Origin of the sequence: Paenibacillus doosanensis, from assembly GCF_025060755.1 — a bacterium.
Lineage (GTDB): Bacteria > Bacillota > Bacilli > Paenibacillales > NBRC-103111 > Paenibacillus_S > Paenibacillus_S doosanensis.
The window spans coordinates 18,726-35,348 of the sequence record NZ_JANYUY010000043.1 but is presented as its reverse complement, the minus strand read 5'-3'; the positions used below and the strand labels follow the sequence as shown (position 1 = coordinate 35,348).

Below are 16,623 nucleotides of genomic sequence, written 5' to 3'. Positions count from 1 at the left end.
ATCCCCGGACCCGGATGAATGACCTCGCCTAACCGGTCCGGTTCACGATTCTTTCTTCTTCTCCAGCGTCCGGTTGATCAATACATCCAATCGCTCAATGATTCGTTCATCGTTTTTCAGCTTCAATCTCAGCTTGTTTTCCATGCTAATTAACGTTATAAATATGACGAGCAACAAGACAATTACGATAATGAGCATACGTTATCTCCTTGGCAGTCGGTTGTACGAAACGGGTTGCTTGTTTACTCCGGCAGCGAAACGGTCTCTTCCGCCCACAGTCTTGTCACCGAGTTTAATTGTTGCCCCTCGAAATGCAGCTTATACATATCCGGCATCGTCGTCGATGCCCAGAAATCGCAATCGTACGACGCATCCCAATCATTCAGCATCAGCGTCATAATATCCCCGTGCGTGCCGACGACAATATGGCGGTAATCGGCATGACCGATCCACGGCAGCAGAGCCCGGATAGCCCGCCGCTGCGCCGCCTCGCTTGATTCGCCACCCGGAAAAGCGAAGCTTTTGTCCTCGTATACGCGTCTCTTCGCGCTGCGGAACTGCTCTTGGCTAGCGATAAACTCTTCGCCCGACAGCTGCCGTTCCCGCAAGTCCTCTACGCTAATAATTTCCAGTCCGGCGGCTTCCGCCACATCTTGTACGGTCCGCACGGCTCTGTAGTAAGGACTGGAGAGGACGAGATCGACGGGCACATCCTTGAGTAGCTGCCGGACAAGAGCGGCATCCCGTTCCCCCTTCCCGGTGAGTCCTCTAGCTCTCTCCGTCCCCGGAGTATATATCGACTCCGCATGTCTCACGAAATATACAAAGGTTTCTATAGCGCTCAGCTCCTTTTTGACGTATCGTACCTAATCAAAATCATCATATATAGTCGCTTCGGGTATCGAATATCCCCGTATCCAACTTGGACCAAGGGGTAAACGTTGTCGTTAAGGAATAACGCTGCCCCGATTCCGCGGACCGGTACGCGGCAAACATAATCTCATGTACATGAAGCTGCTGACGGCCTGATTGCACAGGCTGTTCGCCGTTCCGAAGGCAGCGGACAAAATGGGCGATCACGCTTTCATGCGGGTATCGGTTTATTTTCTCATGGGGCACATAACAGTGCTCTAACCCGCGCCAGACCACCCGCTCCGCCTCCGGGACAGGCTGCCCCAGCGTTTGGATAACGAACGGATACCCGCTGTCATTCAAAGCCAGTGTGCCGTTTCGGCCGTAAATGATCGTGTTATTTTGCTTGAACGACATCCCCCATAGCACGCGGATCACGGCATGCTGCCCTCCGGCAAATTGGACGATCAGCGTCACGTTGTCGTCAACATCGCTCTGGACTCGCTTGCCGTCGCCAACGATCCGATTAGGTATCAATGTGTTGACTTCCGCCATCACGCTGACGGCAGGCCCCAGCAAAGCAACCAGTCTGCTGACCGGATAAACCAGGCAGTCCAGCACCGCACCGCCATGGGCTATAGATTTATTATAATACCAATTGTCGCGCCATGGCCCGGGAAGCGAGAGCTGCGCCTCGGCGCCGGTAATCTTGCCGATATATCGCTCATTCACATATTCGGAGGCAGCGAGGAGCGCGGGGTTCAAATCGAACGGCAAGCTCATGAAGATGGCGTTGTGTGCCTCCGCTAGCGATACCATCCGCTGACAATCCTCAAACGTTGTAGCCATTGGCTTCTCGTTCAGAACGTGCAGCCCGCGCTCCAGCGCCGCCAGAACCGGCTCCGCATGCAGCGAATGAGGCGTGGTAACGATGACGGCATCAAGTTCTTCTTTGTCCATCATCACCCGGTAATCGTCATACCATCTTGGGATGCCGTAGGCGGCAGCCTTGTTCTCCGCATTGGTTAAGTGTCTGGAGTACGTAGCGACAAAGCTTACTCCTTCTATCAGGGCGGCCTGCTCAAAATACCTGCTGCTGACATGACCGCTGCCAATCATACCTAATCGAATAGGTTTCACTGCAATCCTCCTCCTAAAAATCAATCTAGCGCGATAGCCAGCTCCAACAAAACAAGCTTGTTTCCCGCCCGATCCCGAAGCTCATTGAAATCGAAAGGCTTGAAGCCCATACTGCGGTAAAAAAGCAGCGCTCGCGTATTGATGTTATGGCACATGAGACGAAGCTGCTTCACTTGACGCTCTTGCTTGGCCAGTTGCTTCATGACGTTAATGAAATAAGCTGCCGCCCCTTTCCCCCTATAGGTCGGCGCAATGATGACGTTGCCCAGATAACAATGCTTTCCTTCCGTTACATTATACAGATTGCCGTACCCGACAACTTCGGCTCCGCATGTAATGACGGTAGCGTTATAACGCTGAGCGGCAACTTCCTCCATCTCTTCAGGCTTCACGGGATAGCTCCGGCCCTCCCTTCTTAACGTTTCGTACTGTTTTGCGCCTCCTGCATCTCCTTCTCCAGTTCCTCTTCGATCTCCTCGTCCGGCATATTGAAATCGTCTTGATCGCTAATGCCCAATTTCTCCTTAATTCTCTGCAAATCGGAATGAATCTCTATGTTTCTCCTATGTGCGCTTAATGCCAACCCGAAGGTAACCGAGACAATAACAAGCATACCGTAGGGACCTAAGAATAATGAGATAAGTACAGCTGCAGCAACGGCTGCAGCCATTCCAAGCAAGGTCATTTCCCTTCCACTCCTTTTCGGGACGACGCTATCCAAAACGCGCGAAATTCCCGCTCACTCCGAAAAAGCAGCCGGATACCGCAGTTCCCCCCGCAAATTCTGAAGCGCCCCTTCATTCAGCTCGCACACCATAAACACCGGGTCCGGCACCTGATACTGATGAAGCTCCAGTCCGAACGCCCTTGCCGGCTTGAAGCCGAACTTCGGATAATACGACGGATGCCCTATCAGCAGCACGGCCGGATAACCCAGCGCTCGGCTTCGTTTCAAGCCTTCGGTTATGAGCTGCGAGCCTACGCCTTTTTTCTGCATATCCGGTCTGACGGCTATCGGCGCCAAAACAATCACCTCTTGCCTCTTACCGTTCTCGTTGAATACTGCGGCTTTGCTCAGCAATACATGACCGGCAAGCTTGCCGTCCAATTCCGCTACAATCGACAATTCAGGCACGAATTCCTCCGATTGCCGTATCCGTTCGACTAACTCGGCTTCATCATGCCTCCGGCCAAACGCTTCGTAATTCAGGTTATAGACTTCCTTGTAATCGTCAGCTGTTTCGCTCCTAATGATCATACATACGCTCCCTCTGCACAGTTCTTATACCGGCGCTTGGATCGCCGCACTTCTAATCCTCTCGCGGCCGCACAGGCTAATACCATCCATTATAGCAACAATGCTATTTTCTGGAAACCCAAAACAACTCCAAAACGAATTTAGACAACCCTAAAAGCCCGCATTCATAACCATGAACGCGAGCCTTGAAAAAAATCCTACTATATTAATAGAGCCGTTTATGGAGCTACGGCACTCGTCACCGGCCTGCTGCGCAAGCCGAGCGGTTCGCCGCTGAGCTCGGCCGCCGAAAAGCTGATCGCCATCCTGCGGAAGGAGCTTCAGACCATATAAAGCCACCCTTCCGCACGGGCAGTTAGTCTTGCTCTTCTTCCCGGAACCGGAATGAACGCGCCCAGTACAGCACCGGCGTACCGGCTGCCGAAATGACGAATTTCAGCACATACGTGGTTAGCAGGATTTGCACCCAGACGTTCAGCGGATATACCTTGTAAAAGGCGATAGAGCAAAAGACGAGCGAATCGACGAACTGGCTAAGCCCTATGCTGCCGTTAATACGCAGCCAAAACTGATTGTAAGCGGGATACCGCTTCTTCAGAGCGCTGAATACGCGCACATCGAGAAATTGGCTGACGAAGTAGGCGGACAAGCTTCCCAGCGCGATTTGCGGCGCCAGCCCGAAGATCGTCCGGAGCGCTTCCTGGGAAATATCTCCTTCTTGCGGCACGAAGACGAGCACCATTTGCATGATGATCGCCGAGGCGAACAGCGTGAAGAAGCCGAACCATACGGCTTGTTTGGCCGCCTTCGCTCCGTACTTCTCGTTGAGCAGGTCCGTCGTCATATAGATCGACGCATAGATGGAATTGCCGAGCGTCATGACAATGCCGAACATTTCAATGGTTTTGATGACCTGAATGTTCGCCAGCACGGTCGCGAAGCCGACCCACGCATACAGCCCCTTGCGCCCGAACAGCCGGTAGCTGAGCAGGAACAGGCCGAAGTTGACGATGACAAAAGCAACGCCCCAAATAAAATTGAACATAGACAAATTTCCCCTTAGTTTTGATCACGCGGGATGGTCTCGAACCGCGATCGGCATGTCAGGCCCGCCGATTGGGCCGAATTCGATTCTATCACGGTCCGCCGATTCCGGCAATAACGGATGTCGCATTGATAGGGGATAACTATGGAAATGATAGATTTTCCCTCTTAGACGAAAAGCCGGGTTTGCTGTAGAGTGGATAAATGAACATAACCCTATCTGAATGAAAGGAATCCGTCTGCATGATTCAATCCGTCCTAACCACTCTGTTTCAAGTGATCGTACCCTTATCGATTCCCGTTATTGTCGGAGCTCTGTTGGCCAAATACAAAAACTTGGAAACCAAACCTCTGCTCACGCTGTATTTATACTATTTGAGCCCCGCCATTATTTATCAGACGCTGACGACCGCCGAAATTTCCTTCAGCGAGGTATACACGACCTTCGGCGTATCGATCGTCAATCTGATTATGCTGTGGGCCGTCGCGAATCTGATCGGCAGATTGCTCAAGCTGTCCGCCTCGGAGACGGCCGGATTGACGCTCGTATCCACCTTCACGAACAGCGTCAATTACGGGCTGCCGCTCGTGCTGCTGGCCTTCGGCAAGCTCGGATTGGACAAAGCCTCGGTCTATGTGATCGCCCAAATGATCATCGTTAATACGATCGGCATCTATTTCGCGGCGCGCTCGCAATTCTCCATTAAACAAGCGATTCGATCCGTGTTCTCGCTGCCCGCGATATACGCCGCTATCGCCGCCGTCATCGTCCGCTCCCTCGACATTCATTTTCCCGCAGGGGTGCAAAAAGGCATCGCCATGATCGCGGAAGCGTATTCGCCGGTCGTGCTGGCGATTCTCGGCGCGCAGATGGCAAGTGTGAAGAAGACGGTTTTCGACCCCGGCGTGCAAAAAGCGTTCTGGGCGGGCATGACCGTGAGGCTGATATTGTCCCCGCTCATCGCCTGTCTGGTACTGACGATGCTGCATGTCCAGGGCATGCTGTTCTCGGTGCTGCTCATTCTCGCCTCGATGCCTGCGGCCGTTAATGCGGGCATACTGGCCGAACGGTTCCAAGCGGCTCCCCAAGTCGTCACCAAATGCATACTATGGACGACGCTCGCCTCGTTCATCGTTCTGCCGTTATTGATTGTTATTGTAAAATAGAGCTTGCCGCGGCCTGAGGCGAGACATCGGGTTCCGGAACGGTTCCATGCAGGGGAATGTCCCTTAAGAACGAACCGCATCGCCTCGCTTCGTGGTTTCCGCCTGCTCAGCCGCGATCCGCCAGCCTAATATCCGCCGCTCTCCTGTGGCACGGCAGCTGCTCGTAGGCGCTCAGCTCGCGGATGACCGGCGCGATATCCGCGAGCGCGTCCCTGCTTAGTTGACCTACGGTTGTATATTTGACCATATCCTTGGACGTGACCCCGGAGTAGGCCCTGGCAAAATGATTCGTCGGCAGTACGGCGGTAATGCCGATTCCGTAATTGGCTGCGGAGAACGGCGTATATTGGCCGATCAAAACTTCTCCCGCATTCGCAATCTTGCTTAACACGCGGGCTTCCGTTTCCTTGGCGCATACAACCATCAAGTGCTCCGGAGCGAACCAGTTGACCCAATCGCAAGCCTGGTCGGTGTCCGTCGCAACAATGATCGCTCCTTTGCCGCCGGGGCCGAACACCTGCCGCACGTTTTGCCGTCTCCCCTCTTCAACCTCTCCTATACATCTCCAAAGAGCCGTCTCCGTTTCCCGGGCCACACGGGATGAAGTCGTCACCAGAATGGAGGACGAGTCGGGACCGTGTTCCCCTTCGTTGAGGAGATCATAGGCTAGCCTCACCGGATCGGCGGTATCGTCCGCCAGTATGACCGACTCGGTCGGCCCGATGCCGAGGGCGCTCCGCTTGCCGTAGGTCATCGCTACGCTCATCGCCGCAGCGATGCCGCCGGGGCCGGGACCGAAGATCCCGTCTACTTCGGGGATCGCGGCGGTGCCTTGGGCGAATCCGGCAATGACGGCCACTCCGTTGCCGATCACGAATTGATCCGCCCCGGCCAGCCTGGCCGCCGCTACCGTCCCCGGATCGCCGCAGCCGTCCTGAAGCGGCGGCATGCCGACGATGATCCGCTTCACTCCCGCAGTCTTGGCCGCCGCTACCAGCATGACGGCGGTCGAGAGCAGCGGCCCTTTCCTCGCCGGAATCCATATCCCCACCGATTCCAGCGGGCTTACGGTTTCTCCGACGATCGTGCCCGGCCGGATTTCCCTGCTCCAGGATTGCGGCAGCAGGACCGTGTTCACCTCTCGCACGTTGCGGATTGCCCGCTCGACGGCGCTTCGGAGCGTCGGAGTTAAGGATGCCACGCAGTCGGCAATATAACCGTCCGTCAGCATAAGCTCTGTTATCTCCACGCCGTCATAACGCTTCGTCAGCTCCAGAATCGCTTCATCGCCATGGGAAGCCACCTCATCGAAAATGTTCAAAATCCCGCTTAGCACTTCTCTGCCGAACAATGTTTTATGAGTCTTGTATTTCTCCATAAGAAGTTCTTTTTGCTCCGGCAGCCGGTAGATAATACTTTGCATGCACATTGCCTCCTTTTCGATTTTAAAAAAACAAAAAGAGCCATACGGATATCGAATACCCGCATGACTCTTCAACCTCTAGTCCGCAGGCAGAACGCCAATAAGCGTTTGTACCTGCGAAGAATGTCCGCTGTACAAACGCCTACCTATGATGATGGTTATAGCTATGAATAAGAATGAATGAACGCCGGTTCATAACGATAACCCCCCCACTGGACTGTTTGAACCTATTATAAGGGGGACCGTATCGTTTGTAAAGAGTTTCCATTGCTATAACACGCTCCTCCCCATTTCCCGGACGGCAGGGTTTACAGCCGGATATTTCCGGCAACAATGCATAGAGGACAGCCAGGACTTCGCGCTGCCTGTCCGGCACTTATTTTATCGTTTACTGGGAATGGGCAGAGGAAGGGGAAACGGAATGATCGAGAACGGCAAAATATCCGCAGTTCAGCTCGGAATGCTGATGTATTTCATGATCGGAGCTACGGCGACCTTGATGGTGCCCGCCATTACGGCCAAAGAAGCCGGACGGGACATGTGGCTCTCCCCAGTCTGGGGCTCCGTAAGCGGTTTTGTCATCATCTATATTACTTGGAAGCTGCACAGTCTGTACCCTCATGAATCCATCATTCAGTATGGAGATAAAATCGCCGGACGGGTGATCGGCAAAGCGGGAGGGTTTTTCGTCTTGTTTTTCTTACTGCACGGCATCGGACTTATTACCCGGGAATACGGAGAATTTTTAGTCGAATCGTTTTTGTCGAGAACGCCGATCCTCGTCATTATGGGGAGTTTAATTTTTGTTTGCATTTTTTCCGTCCGGGGAGGGCTGGAGGTGCTGGCCCGCTGCACGAAAGTGTTTTTTCCGTTTATCGTTATTATCTTTGTCAGCATTTTTTTAATGCTTATACCGGACATGGACGCTCGCCACATTCTTCCTTTAATGGAAAAGGGAATCGGCCCCTCCCTGAAAGGCTCCGTCGTCCCGCATACCTGGTTCATCGAGTTTTTTCTGATTACCTTCCTGTATCCGTTCAACAAAGAATCGGCCCGGGGCTTGAAATGGGGAATGCTGGCCGTTCTGGCGATGATGCTGACGATGGTATTTTGCAGTATTGCCAGCTTGTTCGTATTCGGCAATCTCACCGCGTCCTACATCTTCCCGGTTTATGTCGCCGCTTCGTTCATTAGCGTAGCCGACTTTATAGAGCATCTGGACGTCGTCATCTTGATGACATGGATATTGGGAGGTTTTATCCAAATCTCGTTATGGTTCTACGCCTTGGCCATCGGCACCGCACAGTGGCTGAATCTGCCCGATTATCGGCCGCTTGTCGCTCCGCTCGGATTGCTCAGCCTCTTTTGCGCGATGTGGGTCTCCCCCAATTTGCAGCAACTGTCCATGTTTTTCTCTACGACGGCTCCCTTTTATTCCTTCACGATCCAATTGATCTATCCGCTGCTCCTGCTAGTCATCGCCCTATGCCAACGAGCCTCGACCGCCACAAAATAACCCCGCAAAGCGGGCGCCTGAGCTTGGAAGCTGATTCAGCTTGCTTGTGGGGGAACCAATGGAACAAATCCCCCAAAAGTGACGTGATGCTCTGAAGCTTATTCCGTCCGCATCCAGCTTCAGCTGGATCGGCGTCTAACCATTCCGCTGGGATCGTTCTATGGTTAGACATTCCTTTCGGGGGAGCCCCCGGTTTTTCTCAGGATATGGCTGCGCATCATTTCCTAAACAATAAAAAAACCCGTCCTGACCGGAACGGGCCGTTATCTATGTATCGTCTCTCGTCGAGCGAGCCTCTATTTCTTCGCTTTCTCGGTTTCGATCTTATTGTTGGCGTCTTCCTCGGCCTTTCTGAGCACCGAGTTCAGATCGGTATTGTTCAAGGACAGATCGATAAGCTGCGAGGTCAGCGCTCCTTCGGCAATGCCGTCATAGTTTGTTTTATTAGGAATAGGAGCGAATTGATTGCGGAATACAGCGGCGAAGTTGACGTTCGTATACCTTGTCTCCGTCGCAAACACCTTCTTATAGCTTTCATCCTTCAATACCGGCATGACGCCCTTCTTGGAATATTCCATCTGATATTCGCCGGATACCAAGTATTGAATCGCTTGGAACGCTTCTTCCTTATGCTCGCTGTTTGCCGGAATCGCGAAGTACGTCGGGTAAGCCTGCGAGCCGATGCCCGGCATGTCCTTGAAGGTCGGAAACGAGACCATATCGAAATTGGTCGTCTGGTACGTGGAGTCGATGAACGGAAGATTGGATTGATGCACGTACATCGCCAAATCCTGCGTCCGGGTAAATTCCGTCGCATAAGGCAGCTTATTGCCCAACGAGCGGATTTTGTCCTTATATCCTTCGCTGGCCGCCGGGCGCACGAACATCGTCTGCAGCAGCGTCTTCCATTTCTCGTCGGCGAACGTCGATTTGTTCGTTTTGGCATCGACAACCGGCAGCGAGAACGGGTTCATCCGGATAATGTGATTCGGAGATACCGCCAGCCCCGCGTACTTTCTCCCTTCCTCGGTCTTATTGAACTGCTGGGACATCTCTATCGCTTCATCCCAGGTCATCCCGTCCTTCGGGTAGGCAACGCCGAAACGATCGAAAATATCCTTGTTATAATACATCACCATATTGTTATTATTGACGGGCAGCCCCCAAATTTGCCCGCCGGAATTATTCTTCATCGCCTCGATCAAGGTCGGTTCGAAGGAATCCAGATCGATGTTGTTTTGCTTGATCAGCGGCGTCAGATCGTACTGCAAATTGTACTGCGGCACATTGACGAAGAAGCCTCCGATCGACTCGTAGTACAAATCGATCGTCGTTCCCGATACGATCAGATTGGGCAGCTTCTGGGCGTCGTTATTGCGGGGATTGATGAATTTGAATGAGATATTCGGAAACTTTTTCTTAATCGGATCGCCGAACCGTTCGTTCCATGACTCCTCGGAATCGCCGGGAGCCGAATAGACGGTCAATTCGACCGGCTTGTTGCTGGGCCCCTTGGCGGAACCGCCGGCCTCCTGGGAAGAAGACGTCCCATCCCCGCCGGATTCGGAAGCCGTGCTGCCGCCGCCGCAGCCGCTAAGTGCAATTGCCAATAAACCGGACACTACCATAACCGGAATTCCCCGCCGTTTCTTCCTCACGCTACATCTCCCCTTTTTCGCTGTTGCTTTGGTTGTTGTGGCAGCCTTGCATCATTTAGTAAATCGCATCGTCTTTTAGCTAAAACAATAAGCAAAGCAAAATGTAAGCGCTATTTTTTCTCGGTCGATACTTATGATAACACCGCATTTTATTCATTGTCAATTAAAAATCAACTAAATCATTGCAAATATCAACTAAACAATTTATTTGTAGTTTAGTATCGCAAATAGGCTGAAGGCTATCTCTGTACACAAGAACCAATCCCCCAAAAGTGACGTGATGCTCTGAAGCTTATTCCGTCCGCATCCAGCTTCAGCTGGATCGGCGTCTAACCATTCCGCTGGGATCGTTCTATGGTTAGACTTTACTTTCGGGGGAGCCCACGGATATCCACAGGATATGGCTGCGCATCATTTCCTAAACAACAAAAAAACCCGCCACATTGAACGGGTTTTGCCGCGGATTATTCCGACAAGCTGGCGGTATCGCCGCCGGTTCCGGCCCCCAGCTTGCTGCTGCCGGGAAATACCTGGAACATACGACAGGCTATATAAAACCCCACCGTAGCCAAGGCGCCGATCAGCGCCAGCATGACGAATGAATTTTGGAAGCCGAAACGGGCTGCGTACAATCCTCCCAGCATGCCGCCGATGATTTTGCCGACACTCAGCTGAATAACGGAATTGAGCATTTGCCCGGTCGCTTTGAGTTCCTTGCGCACATGCCGGTTGACGTACTCCGCCAAACACATGTAGAACATAATATACGTGCCGCCGTGAAGAATCCAGCTGAGCAAATACGTGAACGGGGTCAGCGTCATCGCATACAAGCACCATCTCACCGTATGGATCAATCCGGATATCAGCAAAATATTGCGGATGCCGAACCGGTCGTAAATCCGCTGGAAAAAGATCATAAACGGAAACTGCGTGAACGAGCCGATGGCCAGCCCGATCCCGATGACCTCCAGGCTAATTCCTTGCTCCTTACTGTAGATGGCTTGAAACGACCATAGAAATCCCATCGTCGTAGATAAAACGAGCGTAAAGGCATAAAGAATAACCAGCGGCTTGCTCTTGAAAATTTCGACGAGCTTCACCCTGTTCTTGCCGCTCTGATGACCGGCCACCTGCGGGATGCCCAAGGAAAGCAGAAAACAGCCCAGCATAATGCCGGACGTCACCAGAAAGATCGTATCGATATGCTCGGCGAACAGCCAGCCCGCGGCGACCGAAATGACCGCATAACCGATCGATCCGAAGGTGCGGATGGTCGAGAAGCGGACGACGCCCCGGGAAGACAATTCCAAAGTAATCGCATCGCTTAACGGGTTAATTGCAATTTGGAACAAGCTGAATAGCGCCATAGCGAGCAGCAGCGGCAAAAACATCGTTCCCGCCCACGGTACGAGCCAGACGGTCAGCCCAGCCAGCAGCGTACAGATCATCAGCACCTTGTTCTTCGTTTGCGACCGGTCCCCGGCCAGCCCCCATACAGGCTGCGCGAACAGCCCCACCACCGCCCCGATCGAGGTTAAAATGCCGATCTCCGTATGCCCGATCCCCTTCTCCGTGAAATAGACGCCGATATAGGAGGAGAAGGAGCCGCTGCTCATATAAATAAATGCGTAAAAAATAGCCAAAATGATAACGTTCTTGTTCTGCATTCCGGTGATCCGCCCATCTTCCGAAATTTGGCGTTCAAAGCAAGGCGCCGAATCTTATTATAAACCACATCGGGTCATAAGAATAGGCTTTTGACCGGCCGGATCGAGACTTCGCTTTTGAGATCGGGAGATGATCAGACGAATGAAGGAAAGGCTTCCGCCTGCCTGCGGCGGGCTTAATGGCCCTACGTTATTTGCGCTCCGGACGTTTCCCCGCGAGGATAGCGTCGGAAGGCAGCAAGGCGGCAAGCAGGCCGAGCAGCGGCAGGAAGGCGCTGACCTTGATCACGATCTCCATCCCCGCCCAGTCCGCCAAGTAGCCGAGCAGCGCGGAGCCGATGCCTCCGAGTCCAAACGCGAGGCCGAAGAACAAGCCCGCAATCGTGCCTACTTTGCCGGGAAGCAGCTCTTGGGCGTACACGACGATAACCGAGAAGCCCGACAACAGAATCAAGCCGATGAGAATGCACAAAATTAGCGACCAGAACGGCCCGGCGTAAGGCAGCAGCAGCGAGAACGGCGCCGTTCCCAGTATGGAGAACCAGATCATGTTGCGGCGGCCGAAGCGGTCGGCCAGCGGCCCTCCGACAAACGTCCCGACCATGCCCGCAATAAGGAGCGCGAACAAATAATATTGCGCATGCTCCGTCGTCATATGAAACCGGTCCATCAGGTAAAAAGCGTAATACCCGGTCATGCTCGCCATATAAACGAATTTGGAAAATAACATAAATACCAGCACGGTTAACGCCAGCGCTACCGTACCGCGGGATAACGCGACTTTTCTGGCGTCCGCCTGCCCCGCGCTGCTCTGCCGTTTGCTTACGCTCAGATGATTCCCGTACCAGCGCGACACCGAGATTTGCACGAGGATGGCCGCCCCTGCGGCCAAAGTGAACCACAGCATGCTTTTTTGACCGAGCGGAATGAAGATCAGCGCCGCCAATACCGGAGCGAGCGCCTGCCCCGTATTGCCTCCCAGCTGGAAGATCGACTGGGCCAGCCCTTTGCGCGAGCCGGCGGCCAGATGGGCGACCCGGGAAGATTCCGGATGAAGCACGGCGGAACCGATGCCGACCAGCACGACAAAAACGAGCAGCCAGACAAACGAAGGCGCAAACGCCAAGCCGATGACGCCGGCCAGCGAAAACAGCATGCCGATAGGCAGCAGATAAGGCTTAGGGCGCGCATCCGTGTACAGACCGATCGCCGGCTGGATGACGGACGCCGTCATGTTCAGCGTAAACCCGATCCAGCCGATCTGCGCGAAGCTTAAGCTCAGAGAGTCCCGCAGCACCGGAAACATGGCCGGGATGATCGATTGGATGGCGTCGTTCAATAGATGGACGATGCTTATTGCTAATAATATGGGGTACATCGTAGCCGAGGATTGGCGTATGATGACGGAAGCCTGACTTGTGCCAGCTTGACTCATATTGGTTCTCACTCCGATCCGAATCTTTGTTTTCATCTTATCATCTGACGAATTTTCTTAAAAAAATAAACCCTGCTTTCCGGCAGCCCGTCTCCGGCTAGTATTCATCCTATCATCAGATGTTTATAGCTATGAAAAGAGTGTCCGCTTCTCAGCCTAGCCACTCTAACATCGCCGTCCCGCATCGGAATTTTTCCGGATGATTTTTTCCGGATGATTGCCTGCGCAGAACGAATTACTGTTCATTCACGAGCCTTTGCAAATCCAGACTGGTTTCGTCCAAATGCTGAAGACTGTATTTCTCAGCGGCCTGTACGTCCCGGTCTCTGATCGCTTCATAAATTTTCTCATGCTGCAGCGTAAAATGGCCCTTGTACTCCGGGTCGCCGACCAAAATTTCCAATGCCGTCCTCATGACGTCGGTGAAGCTGTGGTACAGATCGGCAAGCACAGCGTTCTTGGTCGCCGCCGCTACGGCGCTGTGATAAGCGACATCGGCGTCCAGATAGCCTTTGACGTCATTGCGGTCCAATGCCGCCTGGCGCTGGTCGAGATACTGCCGCATCGTCTTCAGGTCTTCGTCGTCGCGCCGCTCGGCCGCAAGCTTGGCCGCCTCCAGCTCCAGCATGCGCCGCACCTCGTACACCTCGAGAATTTCCGCGCGTCTGAGCCTGTAATCGAGAGGTTCCTGAATCGGCTTCTGCCCGCACACGAACGTCCCTTGACCCTGCTTCTTCTCCAGCAATCCGGCATGAACGAGCACGCGCACCGCTTCGCGGATCGTCGATCTGCCGACGGCGAACTGGCTCATCAGCTCCGGCTCCGTAGGAATCTGCATTCCCGGCGTCAGCTCGCCGAGCGAAATTTTGCGCTGCAGCTGCTCGACGACTTCATCGACGATTTGCTTGCGTCTGACCGTTTGAAAAGATAAAGAACCTTTATTCATCTGATCATCTCCTGTCGATATCTTATTATGATTTATGCGCCGAATCAATAGGAACATTTATTCCCTTGTCCAAATGCAAACAAGACTGCCCGGGCAGTCCTGGAGCCATTGCTATCATCATATCCTATCAAGAGACGATCGTATACACGCCGATAATCAGCACAGCGGTCGAAACCGTGCAGCACAAATACGTATGCCAGCCTCTTCTTCTCTGCTTCCAGGCCATATGCAGCTGCCGCACGGCAAAATACATGCCCGCGCCGTTGACCGCAAGCAGCGCTATCGTGAACAAAATCGTCTGCGGCGTCGCGCCGTGCGCCCCATGCTGATGGCCCTGCATCTCCATCGCCCCCATCATGACCGGAGCCGATAAAAAATGAATCAGATGCAGCACAATGACCGCAATGACGGACAAAACGGATACGGCCGCGTATTTGATGTCTTTTCCCATCCGGGCAACCTTCTGCAGCATTCCGAATCAACTCCCCAGAGCATATTGGGCCGTTTGCGCCCCCGCCTCCTAATTATTTATGCGGGTATCCTTGTACTTTATGAAATGCGCGGGCGCGATTCCGGTTACGGCTTAATCTCCTCCTGGCGGACAAGCTGCATCGTTCGGGCCTGCAAATCCGGCTGAAACGTATAGCGGATCGGGTAATCCATGCCCGCGGATATTCCGCCTTCTACGATCAACCGGCCGTCTGCGACGGCAAAATCGCGTCCAGGCCCAATGTCGAACGTCGGGCGGACGGCTCCGTCGATTTGAAACGAGAAAGGAAAAGCCTGTCCGTCCTTGACGCCGAACAAATAAAATTCAATGCCGTGGCAGTCCGCATAGGCAGGAATGAATGCAAACGCTTCGAACGAACCGAATGAAACCCTTTTCATAGCAAAAGGCTGCAAATCTGGGCGAATGAGGGATAGATCGTCAAAATGGCGGACCGCAGCCGACTCTCCGCCAGCCGGCTGAAACGTCAGGTCATAGCTTCCCGCGATACGGTAATCGTCCTCCCGTCCGATACAGCTCGGAGCTCCGAGCTGCTGCACCCGCTCCTCCGAAGCGGGCACCAGCCGCAGCGTTCCCTGCGCAGATACTCCCTCCGCACGGGGATTGGGATCGTTCAGCACGCCGACGGTCTCATAGCGGTAGTCGCGGTTAAGCCAACCGGCCAGCTCCGGCGATACGATCGTCTCCGGCTCGGCGGCTCCGCCGCGATACAGGCGCACGAACCCCTCTTGCTCGTGGCAATCCGTCAAGTTCGTTGCAAGTTCCATCGTGCATACCGGCTCCAAAATAGCCGACCGTCCGTCGGCCCATTCTATCCCCACTTGAACGTGCGGACGGACTTCGCTATACCGTTTCTCGTCGACCGCCGCGGGCTCGCCCGGGACTGCGCTGTGCAGCCATTCCGCCAGCTTGGCGATAATAGGCTTGTCATCCGGACGGTCCGCCAGCAGCGGCAGCCGCCTTATCTCCCCCATCGGAATTTGCGCCACTTGCACGCTCTTGACCGTATCCTGCCGCAGCTCCTCCTCCAGGGTCTGAGGCGCCGGCGCCTCCGAAGAGGACGGGGGCTGCACCTCCTTCGGCGGAAGCTTCCCTCCCGCCGCTTCGCCCCCTCTGCATCCGCCGAGCAGCAGGACGGCCGCGAGCAGCACGATCCCTTTCCATCTCAGCGTCATCATAGTCCGAATCTCTCTCCTTTTCGCATCACAGCATGTTTAACTCGGCTCTGCTGCTCCTGCCGTCGTGGACCGCCTGTTCCCGCAAGTCGAGGTACAGCTCCGCCTTGACGGCATTGACATACGGCAGAACGAACAACACGCCGACGAAGAACGCAAGCGTGCCGAGCAGATACCATCCGATGAACGAGAGGTCGAGGACGAACATTCTCCATTTATGCCCTTGCGTCATCTGATTGCTAAGCTCAACCGCTCGCTTGGTGCCGATTCCCGGATTATCCGCCAAAATAAACGGCGTCATGCTGTAGGCGTACGATTTGACGATGCCGGGAATAATCAGCAACAAATACCATAAAAAGTTCAAAAACAGTCTCCACAGCATCCCTTTGACAATATTGATATATCTTCCTTCGCCAAAGGCGTAGCCTATATAGCTCATATTAGCATCTTCCAGAGCCGCCTGCTTAAAATATTGCTGGGAGCCCACCTCGAGCGGCGCGCTCAAAAAAATGCGGAACGCCAGCACGCCCAGAAGTACGAGAAATCCGATAATGACGGCTATCGCTATGATTGCCAGCAGCGCCCCTCCGAATTCGCCGCTGAACTCGCTTCCCATATTCGGCCAGCTCGCCGAAGCGCTCGCCCCGTTTCGACCTTCTCCCCCGATCGTCGAGTTAAAGGAATAACTGGGCACTCCCCCCGTAACAAAAGCCAGCAGCAGGCTGACGACAAACGCCTTCCAGTAGGTTCTGCCGAGCACCCGTTTGGCCCTGCTCTTTAGTTCACTTCGTGTCCACATCGTTATGCTCCTCTCCTTATTCTCCTTTGCATGGA

17 protein-coding genes are annotated in these 16,623 nt (G+C 53.8%); 2 read left to right on the top strand and 15 right to left on the bottom strand.

Annotated features, from left to right (window positions below; all coding sequences use genetic code 11):
* Positions 1 to 42: 42 nt before the first annotated feature.
* The 7 genes from N0M98_RS24620 to N0M98_RS24590 all read right to left on the bottom strand — a co-directional run bounded on the left by N0M98_RS24620 (position 43) and on the right by N0M98_RS24590 (position 4,295).
* Complete coding sequence (locus tag N0M98_RS24620; RefSeq protein ID WP_249863086.1) at positions 43 to 198, bottom strand: hypothetical protein; 156 nt, start codon at positions 196 to 198, stop codon at positions 43 to 45.
* Positions 199 to 242: 44 nt separating this feature from the next.
* Positions 243 to 815 carry a histidine phosphatase family protein gene (locus tag N0M98_RS24615; protein WP_249863085.1) on the bottom strand — a complete coding sequence of 191 codons (573 nt, stop codon included), beginning with the start codon at positions 813 to 815 and terminating at the stop codon, positions 243 to 245.
* Positions 816 to 879: 64 nt separating this feature from the next.
* The gene (locus tag N0M98_RS24610; protein ID WP_249863084.1) at positions 880 to 1,992 is read right to left on the bottom strand and encodes a Gfo/Idh/MocA family protein; all 1,113 of its coding nucleotides are present in this window, start codon (positions 1,990 to 1,992) and stop codon (positions 880 to 882) included.
* Between the two features lie 20 nt (positions 1,993 to 2,012).
* The gene (locus tag N0M98_RS24605) at positions 2,013 to 2,384 is read right to left on the bottom strand and encodes a GNAT family N-acetyltransferase (protein WP_249863083.1); all 372 of its coding nucleotides are present in this window, start codon (positions 2,382 to 2,384) and stop codon (positions 2,013 to 2,015) included.
* 23 nt (positions 2,385 to 2,407) lie between these two features.
* A complete protein-coding gene (locus tag N0M98_RS24600) occupies positions 2,408 to 2,677 on the bottom strand; it encodes a hypothetical protein (RefSeq protein WP_259619471.1) in 270 nt (89 codons plus the stop codon).
* Positions 2,678 to 2,731: 54 nt separating this feature from the next.
* Entirely contained in the window at positions 2,732 to 3,250 is a 519-nt protein-coding gene (locus tag N0M98_RS24595) for a GNAT family N-acetyltransferase (protein WP_249863081.1), read from the bottom strand.
* A 355-nt stretch (positions 3,251 to 3,605) separates the two neighbouring features.
* Positions 3,606 to 4,295 (bottom strand): queuosine precursor transporter, encoded by a 690-nt coding sequence (locus tag N0M98_RS24590; protein WP_249863080.1) that lies wholly within the window; start codon positions 4,293 to 4,295, stop codon positions 3,606 to 3,608.
* Between the two features lie 242 nt (positions 4,296 to 4,537).
* Here N0M98_RS24590 and N0M98_RS24585 point away from each other — a divergent pair, with 242 nt between their 5' ends.
* Entirely contained in the window at positions 4,538 to 5,461 is a 924-nt protein-coding gene (locus N0M98_RS24585; RefSeq protein WP_249863079.1) for an AEC family transporter, read from the top strand.
* 106 nt (positions 5,462 to 5,567) lie between these two features.
* Here the strand turns inward: N0M98_RS24585 and hisD are convergent, their stop codons facing one another.
* Positions 5,568 to 6,884 carry a histidinol dehydrogenase gene (gene hisD, locus N0M98_RS24580; protein WP_249863078.1) on the bottom strand — a complete coding sequence of 439 codons (1,317 nt, stop codon included), beginning with the start codon at positions 6,882 to 6,884 and terminating at the stop codon, positions 5,568 to 5,570.
* 421 nt (positions 6,885 to 7,305) lie between these two features.
* Here hisD and N0M98_RS24575 point away from each other — a divergent pair, with 421 nt between their 5' ends.
* Entirely contained in the window at positions 7,306 to 8,400 is a 1,095-nt protein-coding gene (locus tag N0M98_RS24575) for a GerAB/ArcD/ProY family transporter (RefSeq protein ID WP_249863077.1), read from the top strand.
* Positions 8,401 to 8,696: 296 nt separating this feature from the next.
* On the opposite strand, the gene N0M98_RS24570 is transcribed toward N0M98_RS24575, so the two are convergent.
* The 7 genes from N0M98_RS24570 to N0M98_RS24540 all read right to left on the bottom strand — a co-directional run bounded on the left by N0M98_RS24570 (position 8,697) and on the right by N0M98_RS24540 (position 16,588).
* A complete protein-coding gene (locus N0M98_RS24570; protein ID WP_259619470.1) occupies positions 8,697 to 10,058 on the bottom strand; it encodes an ABC transporter substrate-binding protein in 1,362 nt (453 codons plus the stop codon).
* 464 nt (positions 10,059 to 10,522) lie between these two features.
* Positions 10,523 to 11,725, bottom strand: a complete 1,203-nt coding sequence (locus tag N0M98_RS24565; RefSeq protein ID WP_259619469.1) for an MFS transporter — start codon at positions 11,723 to 11,725, stop codon at positions 10,523 to 10,525.
* A gap of 190 nt (positions 11,726 to 11,915) precedes the next feature.
* On the bottom strand, positions 11,916 to 13,160 hold the full coding sequence (locus N0M98_RS24560) for an MFS transporter (protein ID WP_259619468.1): 1,245 nt from the start codon (positions 13,158 to 13,160) through the stop codon (positions 11,916 to 11,918).
* 235 nt (positions 13,161 to 13,395) lie between these two features.
* Entirely contained in the window at positions 13,396 to 14,106 is a 711-nt protein-coding gene (locus tag N0M98_RS24555) for a FadR/GntR family transcriptional regulator (RefSeq protein ID WP_259619467.1), read from the bottom strand.
* Between the two features lie 127 nt (positions 14,107 to 14,233).
* The gene (locus N0M98_RS24550) at positions 14,234 to 14,578 is read right to left on the bottom strand and encodes a hypothetical protein (RefSeq protein ID WP_259619466.1); all 345 of its coding nucleotides are present in this window, start codon (positions 14,576 to 14,578) and stop codon (positions 14,234 to 14,236) included.
* Between the two features lie 104 nt (positions 14,579 to 14,682).
* Positions 14,683 to 15,792: a hypothetical protein gene (locus N0M98_RS24545; protein WP_259619465.1), complete on the bottom strand. Its 1,110-nt coding sequence runs from the start codon at positions 15,790 to 15,792 to the stop codon at positions 14,683 to 14,685.
* Positions 15,793 to 15,817: 25 nt separating this feature from the next.
* A complete protein-coding gene (locus N0M98_RS24540; RefSeq protein ID WP_249863071.1) occupies positions 15,818 to 16,588 on the bottom strand; it encodes a DUF975 family protein in 771 nt (256 codons plus the stop codon).
* Positions 16,589 to 16,623: the final 35 nt, after the last annotated feature.